At 63.0% G+C, this 16579-nt stretch carries 16 protein-coding genes; 10 read left to right on the top strand and 6 right to left on the bottom strand.

What is annotated here, in order from left to right:
• Positions 1 to 49 precede the first annotated feature (49 nt).
• Together AC1MEK_RS16255 and AC1MEK_RS16250 are read left to right on the top strand one after the other, a co-directional pair.
• Positions 50 to 1543, top strand: a complete 1494-nt coding sequence (locus AC1MEK_RS16255; protein ID WP_480397311.1) for an aldehyde dehydrogenase — start codon at positions 50 to 52, stop codon at positions 1541 to 1543.
• A gap of 279 nt (positions 1544 to 1822) precedes the next feature.
• Positions 1823 to 2968 (top strand): MFS transporter, encoded by a 1146-nt coding sequence (locus AC1MEK_RS16250; protein ID WP_480397310.1) that lies wholly within the window; start codon positions 1823 to 1825, stop codon positions 2966 to 2968.
• On the opposite strand, the gene AC1MEK_RS16245 is transcribed toward AC1MEK_RS16250, so the two are convergent.
• Both AC1MEK_RS16245 and AC1MEK_RS16240 read right to left on the bottom strand, forming a co-directional pair.
• Positions 2965 to 4545 (bottom strand): phospholipase D family protein, encoded by a 1581-nt coding sequence (locus AC1MEK_RS16245; RefSeq protein WP_480397492.1) that lies wholly within the window; start codon positions 4543 to 4545, stop codon positions 2965 to 2967. The two genes, AC1MEK_RS16250 and AC1MEK_RS16245, sit on opposite strands and share 4 nt — an antisense overlap.
• A 58-nt stretch (positions 4546 to 4603) precedes the next feature.
• Positions 4604 to 6031, bottom strand: coding sequence for an aminotransferase-like domain-containing protein (locus AC1MEK_RS16240; protein ID WP_480397309.1), 1428 nt, complete (start codon positions 6029 to 6031; stop codon positions 4604 to 4606).
• Between the two features lie 176 nt (positions 6032 to 6207).
• Here AC1MEK_RS16240 and AC1MEK_RS16235 point away from each other — a divergent pair, with 176 nt between their 5' ends.
• A complete protein-coding gene (locus tag AC1MEK_RS16235) occupies positions 6208 to 6441 on the top strand; it encodes a DUF1127 domain-containing protein (RefSeq protein ID WP_480397308.1) in 234 nt (77 codons plus the stop codon).
• A gap of 126 nt (positions 6442 to 6567) precedes the next feature.
• A complete protein-coding gene (locus AC1MEK_RS16230; RefSeq protein WP_480397307.1) occupies positions 6568 to 6921 on the top strand; it encodes a YkgJ family cysteine cluster protein in 354 nt (117 codons plus the stop codon).
• A gap of 14 nt (positions 6922 to 6935) precedes the next feature.
• On the opposite strand, the gene AC1MEK_RS16225 is transcribed toward AC1MEK_RS16230, so the two are convergent.
• Positions 6936 to 7424 (bottom strand): Lrp/AsnC ligand binding domain-containing protein, encoded by a 489-nt coding sequence (locus tag AC1MEK_RS16225; protein WP_480397306.1) that lies wholly within the window; start codon positions 7422 to 7424, stop codon positions 6936 to 6938.
• 157 nt (positions 7425 to 7581) lie between these two features.
• On the opposite strand from AC1MEK_RS16225, the gene dadA reads away from it, so the two are divergent.
• From dadA to AC1MEK_RS16195, 6 genes are all read left to right on the top strand, one after another.
• Positions 7582 to 8883: a D-amino acid dehydrogenase gene (gene dadA / locus AC1MEK_RS16220; protein ID WP_480397305.1), complete on the top strand. Its 1302-nt coding sequence runs from the start codon at positions 7582 to 7584 to the stop codon at positions 8881 to 8883.
• A complete protein-coding gene (locus AC1MEK_RS16215; protein WP_480397304.1) occupies positions 8855 to 9208 on the top strand; it encodes a RidA family protein in 354 nt (117 codons plus the stop codon). Before dadA ends, AC1MEK_RS16215 begins: the two co-directional genes overlap by 29 nt.
• Positions 9209 to 9354: 146 nt before the next feature.
• Positions 9355 to 10428, top strand: coding sequence for an alanine racemase (alr, locus tag AC1MEK_RS16210; RefSeq protein ID WP_480397303.1), 1074 nt, complete (start codon positions 9355 to 9357; stop codon positions 10426 to 10428).
• A gap of 150 nt (positions 10429 to 10578) precedes the next feature.
• Positions 10579 to 11127, top strand: coding sequence for a cupin domain-containing protein (locus AC1MEK_RS16205; RefSeq protein ID WP_480397302.1), 549 nt, complete (start codon positions 10579 to 10581; stop codon positions 11125 to 11127).
• A gap of 219 nt (positions 11128 to 11346) precedes the next feature.
• Entirely contained in the window at positions 11347 to 11724 is a 378-nt protein-coding gene (locus tag AC1MEK_RS16200) for a c-type cytochrome (protein WP_480397491.1), read from the top strand.
• Between the two features lie 202 nt (positions 11725 to 11926).
• Entirely contained in the window at positions 11927 to 13858 is a 1932-nt protein-coding gene (locus AC1MEK_RS16195; RefSeq protein ID WP_480397301.1) for an acetyl-CoA hydrolase/transferase C-terminal domain-containing protein, read from the top strand.
• A 116-nt stretch (positions 13859 to 13974) separates the two neighbouring features.
• Here AC1MEK_RS16195 and AC1MEK_RS16190 read toward each other — a convergent pair whose 3' ends face one another.
• The 3 genes from AC1MEK_RS16190 to AC1MEK_RS16180 all read right to left on the bottom strand — a co-directional run bounded on the left by AC1MEK_RS16190 (position 13975) and on the right by AC1MEK_RS16180 (position 16574).
• Positions 13975 to 14790 carry a sulfite exporter TauE/SafE family protein gene (locus tag AC1MEK_RS16190; protein ID WP_480397300.1) on the bottom strand — a complete coding sequence of 272 codons (816 nt, stop codon included), beginning with the start codon at positions 14788 to 14790 and terminating at the stop codon, positions 13975 to 13977.
• A 141-nt stretch (positions 14791 to 14931) separates the two neighbouring features.
• Positions 14932 to 15816 carry an MBL fold metallo-hydrolase gene (locus AC1MEK_RS16185; RefSeq protein WP_480397299.1) on the bottom strand — a complete coding sequence of 295 codons (885 nt, stop codon included), beginning with the start codon at positions 15814 to 15816 and terminating at the stop codon, positions 14932 to 14934.
• Positions 15817 to 16001: 185 nt separating this feature from the next.
• The gene (locus tag AC1MEK_RS16180) at positions 16002 to 16574 is read right to left on the bottom strand and encodes a xanthine phosphoribosyltransferase (protein WP_480397298.1); all 573 of its coding nucleotides are present in this window, start codon (positions 16572 to 16574) and stop codon (positions 16002 to 16004) included.
• Positions 16575 to 16579: the final 5 nt, after the last annotated feature.

Here is a 16579-nt window from a genome sequence, read left to right as displayed (position 1 = left end):
CGGTTCATGAGCGCGAGGGCGCGCACAATTCACAAGAGGAGGACGTTTCATGACCACCCTGACTCAAGCTGACTGGGAAAAACGCGCCCAGAATCTGAAGATCGAAGGCCGTGCCTTCATCAATGGCGAGTACACCGATGCCGCATCCGGCAGCACCTTTGATTGCTTAAGCCCCGTGGATGGCCGCTTCCTGGCCAAGGTCGCCAGCTGCGACGCCGCTGACGCCCAGCGTGCCGTGGAAAGCGCTCGCAAGACTTTCAATTCCGGTGTCTGGTCGCGCCTGGCGCCGGTCAAGCGCAAAGCGGCGATGATTCGCTTCGCGGCCCTGATCAAAGAAAACATCGAAGAGCTGGCCCTGCTTGAAACCCTGGACATGGGCAAGCCGATCAGCGACTCCTACGGCATCGACATTCCGGGCTCCGCGCAGGCGTTGAGCTGGAGTGGCGAGGCCATCGACAAACTGTATGACGAAGTCGCCGCCACCCCTCACGACCAGCTCGGGCTGGTCACGCGCGAGCCGATCGGCGTCGTCGCTGCCATCGTGCCGTGGAACTTCCCGCTGCTGATGGCGTGCTGGAAACTCGGCCCTGCGCTGTCGAGCGGTAACTCTGTGGTGCTCAAACCGTCGGAAAAATCGCCACTGACCGCCATCCGTGTCGCTCAGTTGGCCGTCGAGGCGGGCATTCCTGCCGGTGTGCTCAACGTGCTGCCAGGCTACGGCCACACCGTGGGCAAGGCGCTGGCGCTGCACATGGATGTGGACACCGCTGTTTTCACCGGTTCGACGAAGATTGCCAAGCAATTGCTGGTTTATTCGGGCGAATCGAACATGAAGCGCGTGTGGCTGGAAGCCGGCGGCAAGAGCCCGAACATCGTGTTCGCCGATGCACCGGATCTGCAGGCCGCCGCCGAATCGGCCGCCAGCGCTATCGCCTTCAACCAGGGTGAAGTCTGCACCGCAGGCTCGCGCCTGCTGGTGGAGCGTTCGATCAAGGACAAATTCCTGCCGATGGTGATCGAGGCGCTCAAGGCCTGGAAGCCGGGCAACCCGCTGGACCCGGCCACCACCGTGGGTGCACTGGTCGACACCCAGCAGATGAACACCGTGCTGTCGTACATCGACGCGGGCCATAGCGACGGCGCCAAGCTGGTGGTGGGCGGCAAGCGCATTCTGCAGGAAACCGGCGGCACCTACGTCGAACCGACGATTTTCGACGGCGTGACCAACGCCATGAAGATCGCCCAGGAGGAAATCTTCGGGCCGGTATTGTCGGTACTGACCTTCGACACCGCTGAAGAAGCCGTGCAGATCGCCAACGACACGCCGTATGGCCTGGCGGCTGCCGTGTGGACGGCCGACCTATCCAAGGCGCACCTGACTGCGCGTGCGCTGCGCGCCGGTAGCGTGTGGGTCAACCAGTACGATGGTGGCGACATGACCGCGCCGTTCGGTGGCTTCAAGCAGTCGGGCAACGGCCGCGACAAGTCGCTGCATGCGTTCGACAAGTACACCGAGCTCAAGGCGACCTGGATCAAGTTGTAACTCCAGCGCGAGATCGTGCACTTTACGCGATCTCGCTTCTGTCCGAAGGGCGTGGGAGCTTGGCTTGCCAGCGATCTGGCGCGAAGCGGCAGCAGAATCAGGCGAATTGGTCCGCTCAGCCAGACCGAGTTGTGGGGATTTACTGCCGCTTCGCGCCAGATCGCTGGCAAGCCGAGCTCCCACGCCCTCCGGGCAGAATCAAAAGCCGATCTCGGACAGCCGGGCTTCCACTAGAACCCGGCTGTTTTGTCTCTACTCTTCAAGCCTCTGGGGGCAGTGATGCGTTGGGGTACGTACTTCGCGGTGCTTTCGTCGGTGCTCAGCGTCGGCCTTGCGCTGGGCGTGAGCATGCCGTTGGTGTCGTTGCGCCTGGAGGCCTGGGGCTACGGAAGCTTCGCGATCGGCGTGATGGCCGCTATGCCGGCCATCGGCGTGTTGCTAGGCGCGGGGCTGGCCAGCCGTCTGGCGGCCATGCTCGGCACCGCGAACCTGATGCGTCTGTGCCTGTGGGGCGGCTCGATTTCCGTCGGGCTGCTGGCGCTGCTGCCGCATTACTGGATCTGGCTGGGGCTGCGCCTGATGCTCGGCGTGATCCTGACCATGGTGTTTATCCTCGGCGAAAGCTGGATCAACCAGTTGGTGACCGAAAACCTGCGCGGCAAGCTGGTGGCGCTGTACGGCAGTTGCTACGCGCTCAGCCAGCTGGGCGGCCCGGTACTGCTGGGGGTGATCGGCACCGAACACGATTACGGTTTCTGGATCGGCACGGCACTGCTCGCCACTTCGCCGTTCGTTTTGCTGGGCCGCAGTGGTGCGCCCAGCGCTGAGTCGAGCCATGTCACCTTGCGTGATCTGGGCGGCTTCTGCCGCGAACTGCCAGCCATCGCCTGGGCCATTGCGCTGTTTGCCGGTTTCGAAGCGATGATTCTGACGCTGTTGCCGGTTTACTGCCTGCAACAGGGTTTTACTCCCGAGATCGCCTTGGCGATGGTCAGCACGGTGGTGGTGGGTGATGCGCTGCTGCAACTGCCCATCGGCGCTTTGGCCGACCGGATTTCCCGTCGCGGCCTGTTTTCCGGCTGTGCAGTGACGCTGATGCTGTCGAGCCTGGCGATCCCGCTGTTTATCGACACGCTGGCGATCTGGCCGTTGTGGGTGCTGTTCGGTGCCAGCGCGGGTGGGTTGTTCACGCTGTCGCTGATTCTGATCGGCGAGCGTTATCGCGACGATGCGCTGGTCCGCGCCAACGCCCATGTCGCGCAGCTGTGGGGGATCGGTTGCCTGCTCGGGCCGCTGGCCGCCGGGGCGGGCAGCCAGTGGATCAGCGGCCAGGCGTTGCCGCTACTGATGGCGTTCGGCGCCATGGGGCTGGTGTTCCTCTCGCAACGGCCGCAAGCCTTCGGCCCGCAGCCGGTGGCGGCCTAAAGCATTCGTTCAAGGCCCACGGCGCTGGCGAACCAGGCGTTTAGCCTGCGCCACCAGTCGCCGGGTTCCTTGTACAGCGTGTGAATCTTGCCGTTGTCTTCGGTGACCCAGACAACACGATCATTCTCAAGCTTGGCCTGGTAGCTGACGGCGGGCGCCATGCCCTGCAGCGCCAGGTCACGCAGGTCATTGGTCAGTTCGGGGCTGTCGACCAGCACCCCGACTTCGGTGTTCCACAGCACCGAGCGTGGGTCGAAGTTGAACGAACCGACGAAGGTCTTGCGCCGGTCGAAGATCATCGCCTTGCTGTGCAAGCTCGATTCGGAGCCGCCCTTGAACGCCCCGGCGCGCAGGAATCTCGGCCCGCTGCCGCGATTGCTCGGGTCGCCGGGCTGGCGCCTGAGTTCGAACAGTTTCACGCCATGGGCCAGCAGCGCCTTGCGATAGGGCGCATAGCCGCCATGCACCGCCGGCACGTCGGTGGCCTCCAGCGAGTTGGTCAGAAGGCTCACCGACACGCCGCTGTCGGCTAGGCCAGTGAGGTAGGTCAGCCCCTGCTGGCCGGGGACGAAATAGGCCGACACCATCATCAGCTCCTGATGCACGTTGCGCAGATCCGGGGCCAGTTGGCTGGTCAGCAGCAGGTGCGGATCAGGGTCGCCCCGCGACAGCACCTTGGTCGGCGCATCCCAGAGCGCCTGGTTGTGGGCCCAGATCAGTTCGTTGAGCCAGGTTTTCAGGCGCGGCTGAGTTCTGTACGCCATCAGTCGCTCATACAGCGCCTTTTTCTCGACATGGGCCTGGGCCAGCGATGCCGCCAGGCGCACGCGGGCCTTGTCCAGATCCTTCATGTCGGGCGGCCAGTACAGGAAGTCGTCCACCGGTTTGCTCAGGGTGCTGTTCCAGTACTGGTCGAAGCTGTGGCTCAACTGTTCGGCCACCGGCCCGACGCTGAGCATGTCGATGTCGGTGAAGTTCAGGTTGGGTTCGGCGTCGAAATATTCGTCGCCCAGGTTGCGCCCGCCGACGATCGCCACGGCGCTGTCGGCCAGCCACAGCTTGTTGTGCATGCGCCGGTGTTGCAGCGACAGGTTGAACAGCCGCCCCAGGGTACGCGTGGCGCCGGTGCTGCGGCCCAGGTTCAGCGGGTTGAACAGGCGAATCTGAATGTTCGGGTGCGCGGCCAGGGTGGCGATGACTTCGTCCAGGCCGTCGCTGGTGGTGTCGTCCAGCAGAATGCGCACGCGCACGCCGCGATCGGCCGCCTTGAGCAGTTCGTCCACCAGCGCCCGAGTGCTCAGGCCGTCGTGGACGATGTAGTACTGCAGATCGAGGCTGGTCTTGGCGTTGCGGATCAGCTCGGCCCGGGCCATGAAGGCGTCGGTGCTGTTGGGCAGCAGGCGAAAGCCCGAGCGGCCTTCATATGGCGCGGCTTGCGCGAGAATCGAGCGCCCGAAAGCCGAGGCTGTGGCGGGAATGGCTTGGCTAGGGCCGTCTTGTTGCACGGGCGAATGCGCGCAGCCACTGACGCACAGGGCAAAGGCCAGGAGGAGGGGCAACGCCCATTTGTGTGTCAACGCGGTCATCCGAGAGTTCAACCATGGCGATATGACCGCATTTTCGGCCAAAGGTTAGTCATGCCTGCTCTGATTGCGCCATCAGCCGCGCTGCCGTGGCGCCAACCCGGCGCACCGCCTCCTCGATCTGTGGCGTGGGCCTGGCCGCGAAGTTCATGCGCAGGCAGTTCCTGTATTTGCCGGACGCCGAAAAGATGTTACCTACCGCGATCTGTACGCCCTGGCCCTCCAACGCGCGATTCAGGCGCAGGGAGTCGAAATCTTCCGGCAATTCGATCCACAGCATGAAGCCGCCTTGCGGGCGGCTGACCCGCGTGCCTTCGGGAAAGTAGCGGGTCACCCAGTCGGTCATCAGGTCGCGGCTGCGCTGGTATTGCGTGCGCATGCGGCGCATGTGCGGCTCGTAGAAGCCGGCCTGGAGAAATTCGGCGATGGCCAGTTGCGGCTGGGTCGCGGTGGAGCCGGTGCTGATGTATTTCATGTGCAGAACGCGGTCCAGATAGCGCCCCGGCGCCACCCAGCCCACTCGCAAACCGGGCGCAAGGGTCTTGGAAAACGAACTGCACAGCAGCACTCGGCCGTCTTCGTCGAAGGACTTGATGGTGCGCGGGCGAGGGTAGTGGTAGGCCAGGTCGCCATACACGTCGTCCTCGATGATCGCCACGTCGAAACGCTGGGCCAGGGTCAGCAGGGCGCGCTTGCGGTCCTCGGGCATGATGTAGCCCAGCGGGTTGTTGCAGTTGGGGGTCAACTGGATGGCCTTGATCGGCCATTGTTCCAAGGCCAGTTCCAGCGCATCGAGGCTGATGCCGGTGAGCGGGTCGGTGGGGATTTCCAGCGCCTTCATGCCCAGCCCTTTAAGGGCCTGCATCGCGCCGTGAAAGCTGGGCGAGTCCACGGCAACGATATCGCCGGGCTCGCAGATCGAGCGAATGCTGACCGCCAGTGCCTCTTGGGCGCCGGTGGTGATCACCAGATCGTCCGGCGCGATGCTGGTGCCCGAATCCAGCAACAAGCGCGCGACCTGATCGCGCAACACCTGAGTGCCGTGGATGTTGTCGTAATACAGGCCTGGCATGTCCAGGCGCCGGTTGATCTTGCCCAGCGCCTGGGTCAGCGGGCGCAGCGTGGGGCTGGTGATGTCCGGCATGCCGCGGGCCAGTTGCACGACATCGGGGCTGGGCGTGGCGCGGGCCAGCTCCAGCACCTGATCCCACTGGGAAATATCCACAGGCCTTTGTGCTGGGCGTCCTACTGCGGGCAGGGCCGGTGACTTGCGTCCGGCGGGAACGAAATACCCCGACTTTGGCCGGGGCAAGGCCAGGCCGTTGTCCTCCAGCAATCGATACGCCTGCTGCACGGTGCTCAGGCTCACGCCGTGCTCGACGCTCAGCGCACGCACGGACGGCAGCCGGTCGCCGGGCCGGTAGAAGCCGTTTTCGATCCGCGTGCCAAGCAGTTCGGCAAGGTTGACGTAAAGGGTCATGGTGTACTCCCGCTCGATGTTCGGCGTTTGACCAATACAGATGGCTCGAAAATACAGCATTCAGCTGAGGTTGTATTGAATCTGTATGCAAAAAATAGGAATTCTTTGAATCTGTAATGGTTTTTCATGCAGACGCATCATGGTTTCACCCACTACCCATGATGAGGTGTCTGCAAATGAGCGGGATAAGCGATGTCAGGTTGACGCTGTATGCACAGGAACTGGAGAAAGAGCAGGGCGTGACCGTGCGGGGCAATGCACCGGCGGGCTTGAGCCTGTGGGGGCTGATTCAGCATCGCCGGGCGACGCGCCGTGCCTTGCTCACGCTGACGGATGATCAACTGCGCGATATCGGCCTGAGCTACGAGCAGGCGCGCCGTGAAGGGCTCAAACCCTTCTGGAAGGAATAGGCCGGTTGTCCGGGCACACTGACGCAGGGATGCCGCGCGTCGGGACGCGGGCAGGGAGCGCCCGCCGGCTTTGACCTGTAAATGCTGTGGGGCACAATGACGCCTTTCACAGGGAAAACTGCCGCCATGAGCTGCAACAGCCAGAAAATCCGCGACCTGCGGCGACAGATTCCGTCTTTCGAGTGCGTGCCTGGCTGCCATGACTGCTGCGGCCCCGTCACCACCTCATCCGAAGAAATGGCCCGCCTGCCGCGCAAGACCGCCGCCGAGCAGGAAGCGGCGCTCAATGAATTCAACTGCGTTCACCTGGGGCCCAACGGCTGCACGGTTTACGACGAACGCCCGCTGATCTGCCGTCTGTTCGGCACCACCCCGACCTTGCCATGCCCCAACGGCCGCCGCCCCGAAGTGTTGATCCACCCCAGGGTCGAGAAGCAGGTACATGAGTTCATCGCCTCGACGCGGCAGGTGTTGGTGTAGCCGAATGCGGGCATTCATTCCGGAATCGGCAAATTCAAACTCTCCTTCACCTCTTCCATCACGATATAGCTCTTGGATTCGCGCACGTGGGGCAGCTTGAGCAGGATGTCGCCCAGCAGCTTGCGGTAAGACGCCATCTCGGAAATCCGCGCCTTGACCAGGTAGTCGAAGTCCCCTGAGACCAGATGGCACTCCAGCACGTGGGGCAGTTTGAGCACGGCGCGGCGAAATTCCTCGAAGGTGTCGCCGGATTTGTAGTCCAGGCTGATCTCAACGAACACCAGCAGGCTGGCCTTGAGGTTCTGCGGATTGAGGCGGGCGCTGTAGCCCATGATGATGCCTTCGCGCTCCAGCCTGCGGACCCTTTCCGTACAGGGCGTGGTAGACAGCCCCACGCGTTCACCCAGCTCCGTGAGGGAGATTCTGCCGTCGCCCTGCAGGATGCGCAGGATGTTTCGGTCGATCTTGTCCAGCTCACGTTTTGACTGGTGTTGGGTGCGCATCGAACAACCTCCTCGTGCCAAAGCCTTCGTTATCGAGAATTAAAGCTGAATATAGGATTTTATACAGTGAAATGCACTGCTCGGCGCTGCATATACTGCGCACATCCTTGCTTAAAACTTCAAAACGTCAGCGGATATCCGCGATGAGGAAATCAACATGCGCGTCCTGGTCCTTGGAAGTGGCGTAATCGGTGTCACCAGTGCCTATTATCTGGCCCGTGCCGGCTTCGAGGTGACGGTCGTCGACCGTCAGCCTGCCGCTGCCATGGAAACCAGTTTTGCCAACGCCGGCCAAGTCTCGCCTGGCTATGCCTCGCCATGGGCCGCGCCGGGTGTGCCGCTCAAGGCCATCAAGTGGCTGTTGCAGCGCCATGCCCCGCTGGCGATCAAGGCCACCACCAGCATCGATCAGTATCTGTGGATGGCGCAAATGCTGCGCAACTGCACGCAGAGCCGCTACGCCGTGAACAAGGAGCGCATGGTGCGCCTGTCCGAGTACAGCCGCGATTGCCTGGACGAGCTGCGCGCCGAAACCGGTATTGCCTACGAAGGCCGCAGCTTGGGTACTACTCAGCTGTTCCGCACCCAGGAGCAGGTGGATAACGCTGCCAAGGACATCGCCGTGCTGGAACAGGCCGGCGTGCCTTACGAAGTGCTGGATCGCGAAGGGATCGCCCGGGTCGAACCTGCGCTGGCCAGTGTCAGCGACATTCTGAGCGGTGCCCTGCGCCTGCCGAACGACCAGACCGGCGACTGCCAGATGTTCACCACGCGCCTGGCCGAGATGTGTGTGAAGTTAGGCGTTGAATTCCGTTTCGGCCAGTCCATCGAGTCGATCGATTTCGCGGGCGACCGCATCAACGGTGTGCGCGTCAACGGCAAGCTGGAAACCGCCGACCGCTATGTGCTGGCGCTGGGCAGCTACTCGCCGCAATTGCTCAAGCCGCTGGGCATCAAGGCGCCGGTGTACCCGCTCAAGGGTTACTCGCTGACCGTGCCGATCACCAACCCGGCCATGGCTCCGACTTCGACCATTCTGGACGAAACCTACAAGGTGGCGATCACCCGTTTCGACAACCGCATCCGCGTCGGCGGCATGGCCGAAATCGCCGGTTTTGATCTCTCGCTAAATCCGCGTCGACGCGAAACGCTGGAGATGATCGTCAACGATCTCTATCCTCAGGGCGGCGATCTGGCCCAGGCCAGTTTCTGGACCGGCCTGCGTCCGACCACGCCGGACGGCACGCCGATTGTCGGTGCCACGCCATATCGCAACCTGTTCCTCAATACCGGCCACGGAACATTGGGCTGGACCATGGCTTGCGGTTCCGGCCGCTTGCTGGCCGACCTGATCGCCCGCAAAAAACCACAGATCAGCGCCGAAGGCCTGGATATTTCTCGCTACGGAAGCTCAAAGGAGATCGCAAAACATGTCAGTACAGCGCCAGCTCACCAATGATCGCATGAGCCAGATCGTCGTCCACAACGGCACCGTGTACCTTGCCGGGCAAGTGGCCAACGATATGGCGGGCAGCATCGAGCAGCAGACCCGTGAAGTACTGGGCAACATCGAACGCCTGCTGGACCTGGCAGGCACCGACAAGAGCCGCCTGCTGTCGGTGACGATTTACCTGAACGACATCGGTGCGCATTTCGCCACCATGAACGGCATCTGGGACACCTGGCTGCCAAAAGGCGTCGCGCCTGCCCGCGCCACCGTCGAGGCGAAAATGGCCGCGCCGGATGTGCTGATCGAGATGTCGGTGATCGCTGCGTTGCCATAGTTGCCGATCCAACACCGTCCCTGTGGGAGCGAGCTTGCTCGCGAAGACGTGATGACAGACGACGCAGATGTGTTGTCTCCCCGCCGCATTCGTGAGCAAGCTCACTCCTACAAGGGCCATATAAATTCTGACCTAGAAGCCCCACCATGCGTCCAGCCCGCGCCCTCATCGACCTTCAGGCCCTGCGCCACAACTACCAACTGGCCCGCGAAACCACCGGCGCCAGGGCGCTTGCCGTGATCAAGGCCGACGCGTATGGCCATGGCGCGGTGCGCGTGGCCCAGGCGCTGGAAGCCGAAGCCGACGGTTTTGCCGTGGCGTGTATCGAGGAAGCGCTGGAGCTTCGTCAGGCGGGCATTCGTGCGCCGGTGCTACTGCTCGAAGGCTTTTTCGAGGCTGACGAGCTGGCGCTGATCGTCGAGCACGATTTCTGGTGTGTGGTGCATTCTTTGTGGCAGCTCGACGCCATCGAGCGCACGGCGGTTGGCAAACCGCTGAACATCTGGCTGAAGATGGATTCGGGCATGCACCGGGTCGGCATTCATCCGGCTGACTATCAGGCCGCCCACCAGCGCCTGCTGGCCAGCGGCAAAGTGGCGAAAGTCGTGTTGATGAGCCACTTTGCCCGTGCCGACGAACTGGGCAGCGTGCGCACCGATGAGCAGGTTGCGATCTTCCAGGCGGCTCGCGAAGGGCTCGCTGCCGAAATCAGCCTGCGCAACTCGCCGGGCGTGATGGGCTGGCCCAAGGTGCCGAGCGACTGGGTGCGCCCCGGGATCATGCTGTACGGCGCGACGCCTTTCGATCAGCCGCAAGCGGTGGCCGATCGCCTGCAAGCGGTGATGACCCTGGAATCGAAGGTCATCTGCGTGCGGGAACTGCCCGCCGGCGAGCCGGTCGGTTATGGCGGCGCATTCGTCACTCAAGCACCGACCCGCGTTGGTGTAGTGGCCATGGGATACGCCGATGGCTATCCGCGTCAGGCGCCGACCGGCACGCCGGTGATGATCGACGGCCAGCGCAGCCAGTTGCTGGGCCGGGTTTCGATGGACATGCTTTGCGTCGACCTGACTCACCTTCCTGGCGCAGGCCTTGGCAGCCGCGTCGAATTGTGGGGCAAGCAGGTACTGGCCAGCGACGTCGCTGCCAGCGCAGGCACCATTCCCTATCAGATCTTCTGCAACCTCAAGCGCGTGCCACGGCTCTATTCCGAGGGTTGAGGGCTTACTGCCGCCATCGCTCGGCCAACACCCGCCACGGCTGGCGGGTGCGGGTCCCTTTGCTAATCTGGTCAAGTGTTGTAAATACTGAACGCGGTTGCGATCATTGCGACCACTTGACCGTGATTTGATTACCAGAGGACTCCCGCATTGGACGTCGGTGAACGACTGCAATCCATTCGCAAACTCAAAGGTCTGTCGCAACGTGAACTCGCCAAAAGAGCGGGCGTGACCAACAGCACCATTTCCATGATCGAAAAGAACAGCGTCAGCCCTTCGATCAGCTCCCTGCGCAAGGTGCTGGGCGGCATTCCAATGTCCATGGTGGAGTTCTTTTCCGAGGAGCTTGCGCCGGATAACCCGACGCAGGTGGTGTACAAGGCCAGCGAGCTGATCGATATTTCGGACGGCGCCGTGACCATGAAACTGGTCGGCAAATCCCATCCGGGCCGGGCCATCGCGTTCCTCACCGAGGTCTACCCGCCAGGCGCCGACACGGGCGACGAAATGCTCGTCCACGAGGGCGAGGAGACCGGCATTCTGGTCGAAGGCCGCCTGGAACTGGTAGTGGGCCTGGACACTTATGTGCTCGAAGCGGGCGACAGCTACTATTTTGAAAGCACCCGGCCCCATCGCTTCCGCAACCCGTTCGACGCCCCGGCGCGACTCATCAGCGCCGCCACCCCGGCGAACTTCTGATTCACGCATCTCCCCATCGGCTTGCAGATGGGGAGCCCTGAGCGCTCCGGTCGACGTGTCAATAACCCTGCTTTTGTCAGGGACACTACGGGCCACGGGCGACCCGCTATAATCTCGTCACCTGCGACTGACCGTGATCGCAGCAAGCGTTATAGCCACCATGAGGGTGAAAGCGTGAACCATACCAATAAGATCCTGGCTGCAGTTGCAGGTCTGGCCATGTGGGTGCTGACCGCCCAGGCCACCACTCAAGACGATCTTGCCAAGCGACTCGAACCGGTCGGGCAGGTGTGCGTGCAAGGGAAGGAATGCCCGGGCATGGACGTCGCGGCCACGGCGGGCGGCGGGGGCGGCGCGAAGACCCCTGACGAAGTGATCGCCAAACACTGCAACGCCTGCCACGGCACCGGGCTGCTGGGCTCGCCGAAGATCGGCGACGGCGCCGACTGGGGCAAGCGCGCCAAGGAGCAGGGCGGTGTCGACGGCCTGCTGGCCAAGGCCATCACCGGGATCAATTCCATGCCACCCAAAGGCACCTGCGCCGATTGCTCGGATGACGAGCTCAAGGGCGCGATCAAGAAGATGTCGGGGCTGTAAGCCGCTCCGGTTATCGCCCGGTAATACTCCGCACCCGTAGCAGCACGGCTTGCCGGCGGGTGCTTCGTGTCAGGCGATACATCGTTTGCTGACCCACCGCCCCGCCGGCAAGCCGTGCTGCTACGGGAGTTGAGTCGTTGTGGGAATTGCCGCCACTGCCCCCGGTCCAACCTCCATCGAATGACCCACCAGGAGAGGCCGGATGCCGCATTCCTGCTCGATCGAGCAAGCCGTCGACCACGTACTGGCCGAGCTGCCAGCGCACATTCGCCTGGGCATGCCGTTGGGGCTGGGCAAGCCCAACCGGTTTGCCAACGCGCTGTATGCCCGGATCAAGACGCTGCCCGAGCGGCAACTGACGATCTACACCGCGTTGTGCCTGGGGCGGCCCAAGGCGGGCGACGGTTTGCAAGGGCGCTTTCTCGAACCCTTTCTGGAGCGCGTGTTCGGCGACTACCCGGAGCTGGATTTTCTCGCCGATCTGCACAAGAACAGCCTGCCGGCGAACGTGCACGTCGAGCAGTTCTTCATGCAGCCCGGTAGCCTGTTGGGCAGCCCGGCGGCGCAGCAGGATTACGTCAGCAGCAACTACAGCCACGCCGCGCGGGACATCAACGCCAACGGTTTGAATCTGGTCGCGCAACTGGTCGCCCATGATCCCGCGCGCCCGGATTCCCTGAGCCTGAGCTGCAACCCCGACATCACCCTGGACCTGCTGCCGATGCTGGAAAAGCGTCGCGCGCTGGGCGAAAACATTCTGCTGCTCGGCCATGTGCATGCCGATCTGCCGTACATGCCGGGCGATGCCGAAGTGAGCGTCGACACTTTTGACCTGCTGATCGAGCACGAAGAACGCAGCACGCTGTTCTCGACGCCCAACATGCCGGTGGGTTTCCAGGACCATTTCATCGGCCTGTACGCCAGCACGCTGGTCCGCGACGGCGGCACCTTGCAGATCGGCATCGGCTCGATGGGCGATGCGCTGACCGCGGCCTTGCTGGCGCGCCAGGCCAACAACGAGATGTATCGCGCCTGCCTGGCCGAACTGGACGGGATTTCCACCTGGCGGCCGTTGATCGAGGCCGAGGGTGGGGTGATGCCCTTTGCCGCCGGGCTCTATGGCTGCAGCGAGATGCTGGTCAATGGCCTTCTGGTGTTGCTGGATGCGGGGATCATCCGGCGCAAGGTCTATCCCGACATCGAATTGCAGAAGCTGGCAGACGCGGGCCTGCTGGACGAGTCCATCCATCGCAACGGAACACTGATCCATGGCGGGTTTTTCCTCGGGCCGCGCAGTTTTTATCAGCGCTTGAGCGAGTTTGCGCCCGAGCAGCGGGCGCAAATCGACATGACTGCCATCAGCTACATCAACGAGCTGTATGGCAACGAAGCGCTCAAGCGTGCACAGCGCAAGGACGCGCGCTTCATCAACAGCTCGTTCACGGTCACGCTGCTGGGTGCGGCGGTGTCCGATCAACTGGCCGACGGGCGCGTGGTCAGCGGCGTGGGTGGGCAGTACAACTTCGTCGCACAGGCTCACGCGCTGGAAGGTGCGCGCTCGATATTGATCCTGCGCAGCTGGCGCGAGTCCGGCGGTGAAGTCAGCTCCAATATCGTCTGGGAATACGGCCACACCACGATCCCCCGGCATCTGCGCGATATCGTCGTCACCGAATACGGCATCGCCGATCTGCGCGGCAAGACCGATGCGGCGGTGATCGAAGCCTTGCTCAATATCACCGACTCGCGGTTCCAGCCGGGGCTGATCGATCAGGCGCAGAAGGCGGGCAAGCTGCCGAAAGATTTCCGGCTCGATCCGTTGTTCACGCAGAACACGCCAGAGCGGCTGAAGGCGATTCGTGATCAGTTTCCCGCGCTGTTCGTCGAGTACCCGTTGGGCACCGACTTCACGCCGGTGGAGCGGGATCTGTTGCGGGCGTTGAACTGGCTCAAGAGCAAGTTCAAGCTCACCGAGATCATCGAGCTGGGCAAGGCGGCGATGGAGGCCCCGGAGCCTGCGGCGTTTCCCGATCACCTGGCGCGCATGGATCTGGATCGGCCGCAGGGGTTGCGGGAGGATTTGTATCAGCGGTTGTTGTTGGCAGGGCTTCAAGCCACGACTCGGTTTCCATGATTTGCGCGATCTGTGGGAGTGAGCTTGCTCACGAATGTTTATTGGCAGGCGGCGATGAGTACTGGCTGGCTGAGCCTTTTCGTGAGCAAGCTCACTCCCACGGTTTGTTTAGGGAGTCAGGAAAGGGTTTTGAGAATCAACAGGCCCGCCGCGATAAAACCGGTCACGGCAAACAACTGCTGCAACCTGGGTCCGGCCAAGAATCGCGCGGCCTGTCTGCCCGCGATCAACCCGACCACAGCGCCCGCCGCAAAGGGCAAACCCACCGCCCAATGCATCACGCCACTGAAACTGGCGCTGATGACGCTGCCGGTGGACACTAGTGCGATCACCGCCAGTGACGTGGCAACGATGCTTTTCATGTCCAGATCGGTGTAGCGGGTCAGGGCCGGGATGATCACGAACCCGCCGCCCACGCCCAGCAGCCCGGACAGCACGCCGGACACCACGCCGGTGATCGCCAGCGAGCGTGCGCAGGGCAGCGTCCAGCGCAGGCGGCCTTCCAGCGGGTTGAGCACGCAGGGCAGAAACGCCGCGCGCTCCGGTGGCTTGCCGTGATGCAGCTCGTGGGCCGCCTTGCGGTAGATCCGCGCGCAGGCATAGACCAGCACCCCGGAGAAGGCCAGCGCCAGCGGCGCGTTGGGAATCTGGTGCGCCAGCCACAGGCCCAGCGGGGTCAGGCACATGCCGATCAGGGCGATGAACAGCGCCGCGCGATAACGCACGATGCCCTGGCGCAGGCCCAGCAGCGCACCGACCGCCGCAGCCAGGCCCACGGCCAGCAGCCCGACGGGCGCGGCCTCGACCATGCTCAGGTGCAGGGCGAAGACCAGCAGCGGCACCGCAAGAATCCCGCCGCCGGCGCCGTTGAGGGCCAATACCGCGCCAATGATTGTGCCGAGGCCGGCTCCGATCATTTCGTGTTCAGTCATGTTGTCTGGGGCTTGTGCTGAGTGTCGGGTGATAACTCGATCCGTAGCAGCACGGCTTGCCGGCGGGAGCGTTGTGTCAGACGCAAACTCTTTTGCTGACCCACCGCCCCGCCGGCAAGCCGTGCTGCTACGGGACCGTCGTCATAGGGCATTGATCGGGATTTTCAGGTAGCTCACGCCATTGTCTTCAGGCTCTGGCATGTGCCCTGCGCGCATGTTGATCTGCACCGAAGGCAGGATCAGCACCGGCATGTCCAGCGTCGCATCGCGTTTCTCGCGCATCTGCACGAAGGCGTCTTCATCGATGCCTTCGCGGATGTGGATGTTGCTGGCGCGCTGCTCGGCCACGGTGGTCATGTACATCAGCTCGCGGCCATTGGGCAGGTAGTCGTGGCACATGAACAGCCGGGTCTGCGGCGCCAGGCTGAGGATCCGGCCGATGGAGCGATACAGCGTGCGCGCATCGGCGCCGGGAAAGTCGCAGCGGGCGGTGCCGTAGTCGGGCATGAACAGCGTGTCGCCGACGAACGCGATGGTTTCATCGCCCACTTCCACCACGTAGGTCATGCAGGCCGGGGTGTGCCCTGGCGTGTGCATGGCGCGGGCCTTGAGCGAGCCGATGGAAAAATGCGCATCGTCCTCCAGCAGCCTGTCGAACTGGCTGCCGTCGCGGGCGAATTCGCCCTTGGCGTTGAACAGCGTGCCGAAGACTTTCTGCACCCGGGTGATGTGGCTGCCGATGGCGACCGTGCCGCCGAGCTGTTCCTTGAGGTAGGCCGCTGCTGAGAGATGGTCGGCGTGGACGTGGGTTTCCAGAATCCAATCCACCGCGACGCCGGTTTCACGAATCCGCGCGATCAGTTTGTCGGCCGATTCGGTGTGGGTGCGGCCGGACTTGGGGTCGTAATCGAGCACGCTGTCGATCACGGCGGCCTTGCGGGTCGCGCGGTCGGTCACCAGGTAGCTGATGGTCGAGGTCTGCGGGTCGAAGAAGGCTTCGACCTCAAGGTTCTCGCCGATGATCATTGCTGCTCTCCCTGTGTTGTTTGACGCCGCGTGCCGGCTTCTGCCGAAGGCGTGCCTGCGCCCACCTTACGTGTGGGAGCCGGCTTGCTGGCGAAAGCGATGTGTCATTCACTGCTGCAGTGTCTGATGTGACGCATTCGCCAGCAAGCCGGCTCCCACAGGGATGGGGCTCGTCAGTCCGATGGTTAGTCGACGAACGTCACCTTGCCATCGGCCAGCGATTTGACCCGTGCCAGTGACTCTACACGATAGCCCTGAGCGTCCAGTTCCGCGCGGCCGCCCTGAAACGACTTCTCGATCACGATGCCCAGGCCCGCCACGCTGGCGCCGGCCTGCTTGATGATCGAAATCAGCGCCTGGGAGGCTTTGCCGTTGGCCAGGAAGTCATCGATGATCAGCACGCGGTCGCTGCTGGTCAGGTGGCGCGTGGAGATGGCGATGGTGCTTTCGGTCTGCTTGGTGAACGAATACACCGTCGCCGAGAACAGGTTTTCCGTCAGGGTCAGGGACTGATGCTTGCGCGCGAAGATCACCGGAATGCCCAGTTTCAGGCCGGTCATCACCGCCGGCGCAATGCCCGAGGCTTCGATGGTGACGATCTTGGTGATGCCGGAGTTGGCGAACAGCGTGGCGAATTCGTCGCCGATCTGCTGCATCAGGGCCGGATCGATCTGATGGTTGAGAAACGCGTCGACCTTCAGTACCTGCTCGGAAAGTACGATGCCTTCTTCGCGAATTTTCTTGTGCAGTGCTTCCACGGCAG

Source organism: Pseudomonas sp. 2, assembly GCF_056627435.1.
Note: the sequence above shows the minus strand (reverse complement) of the source record. Positions and strands in the feature narration are given on the sequence as shown.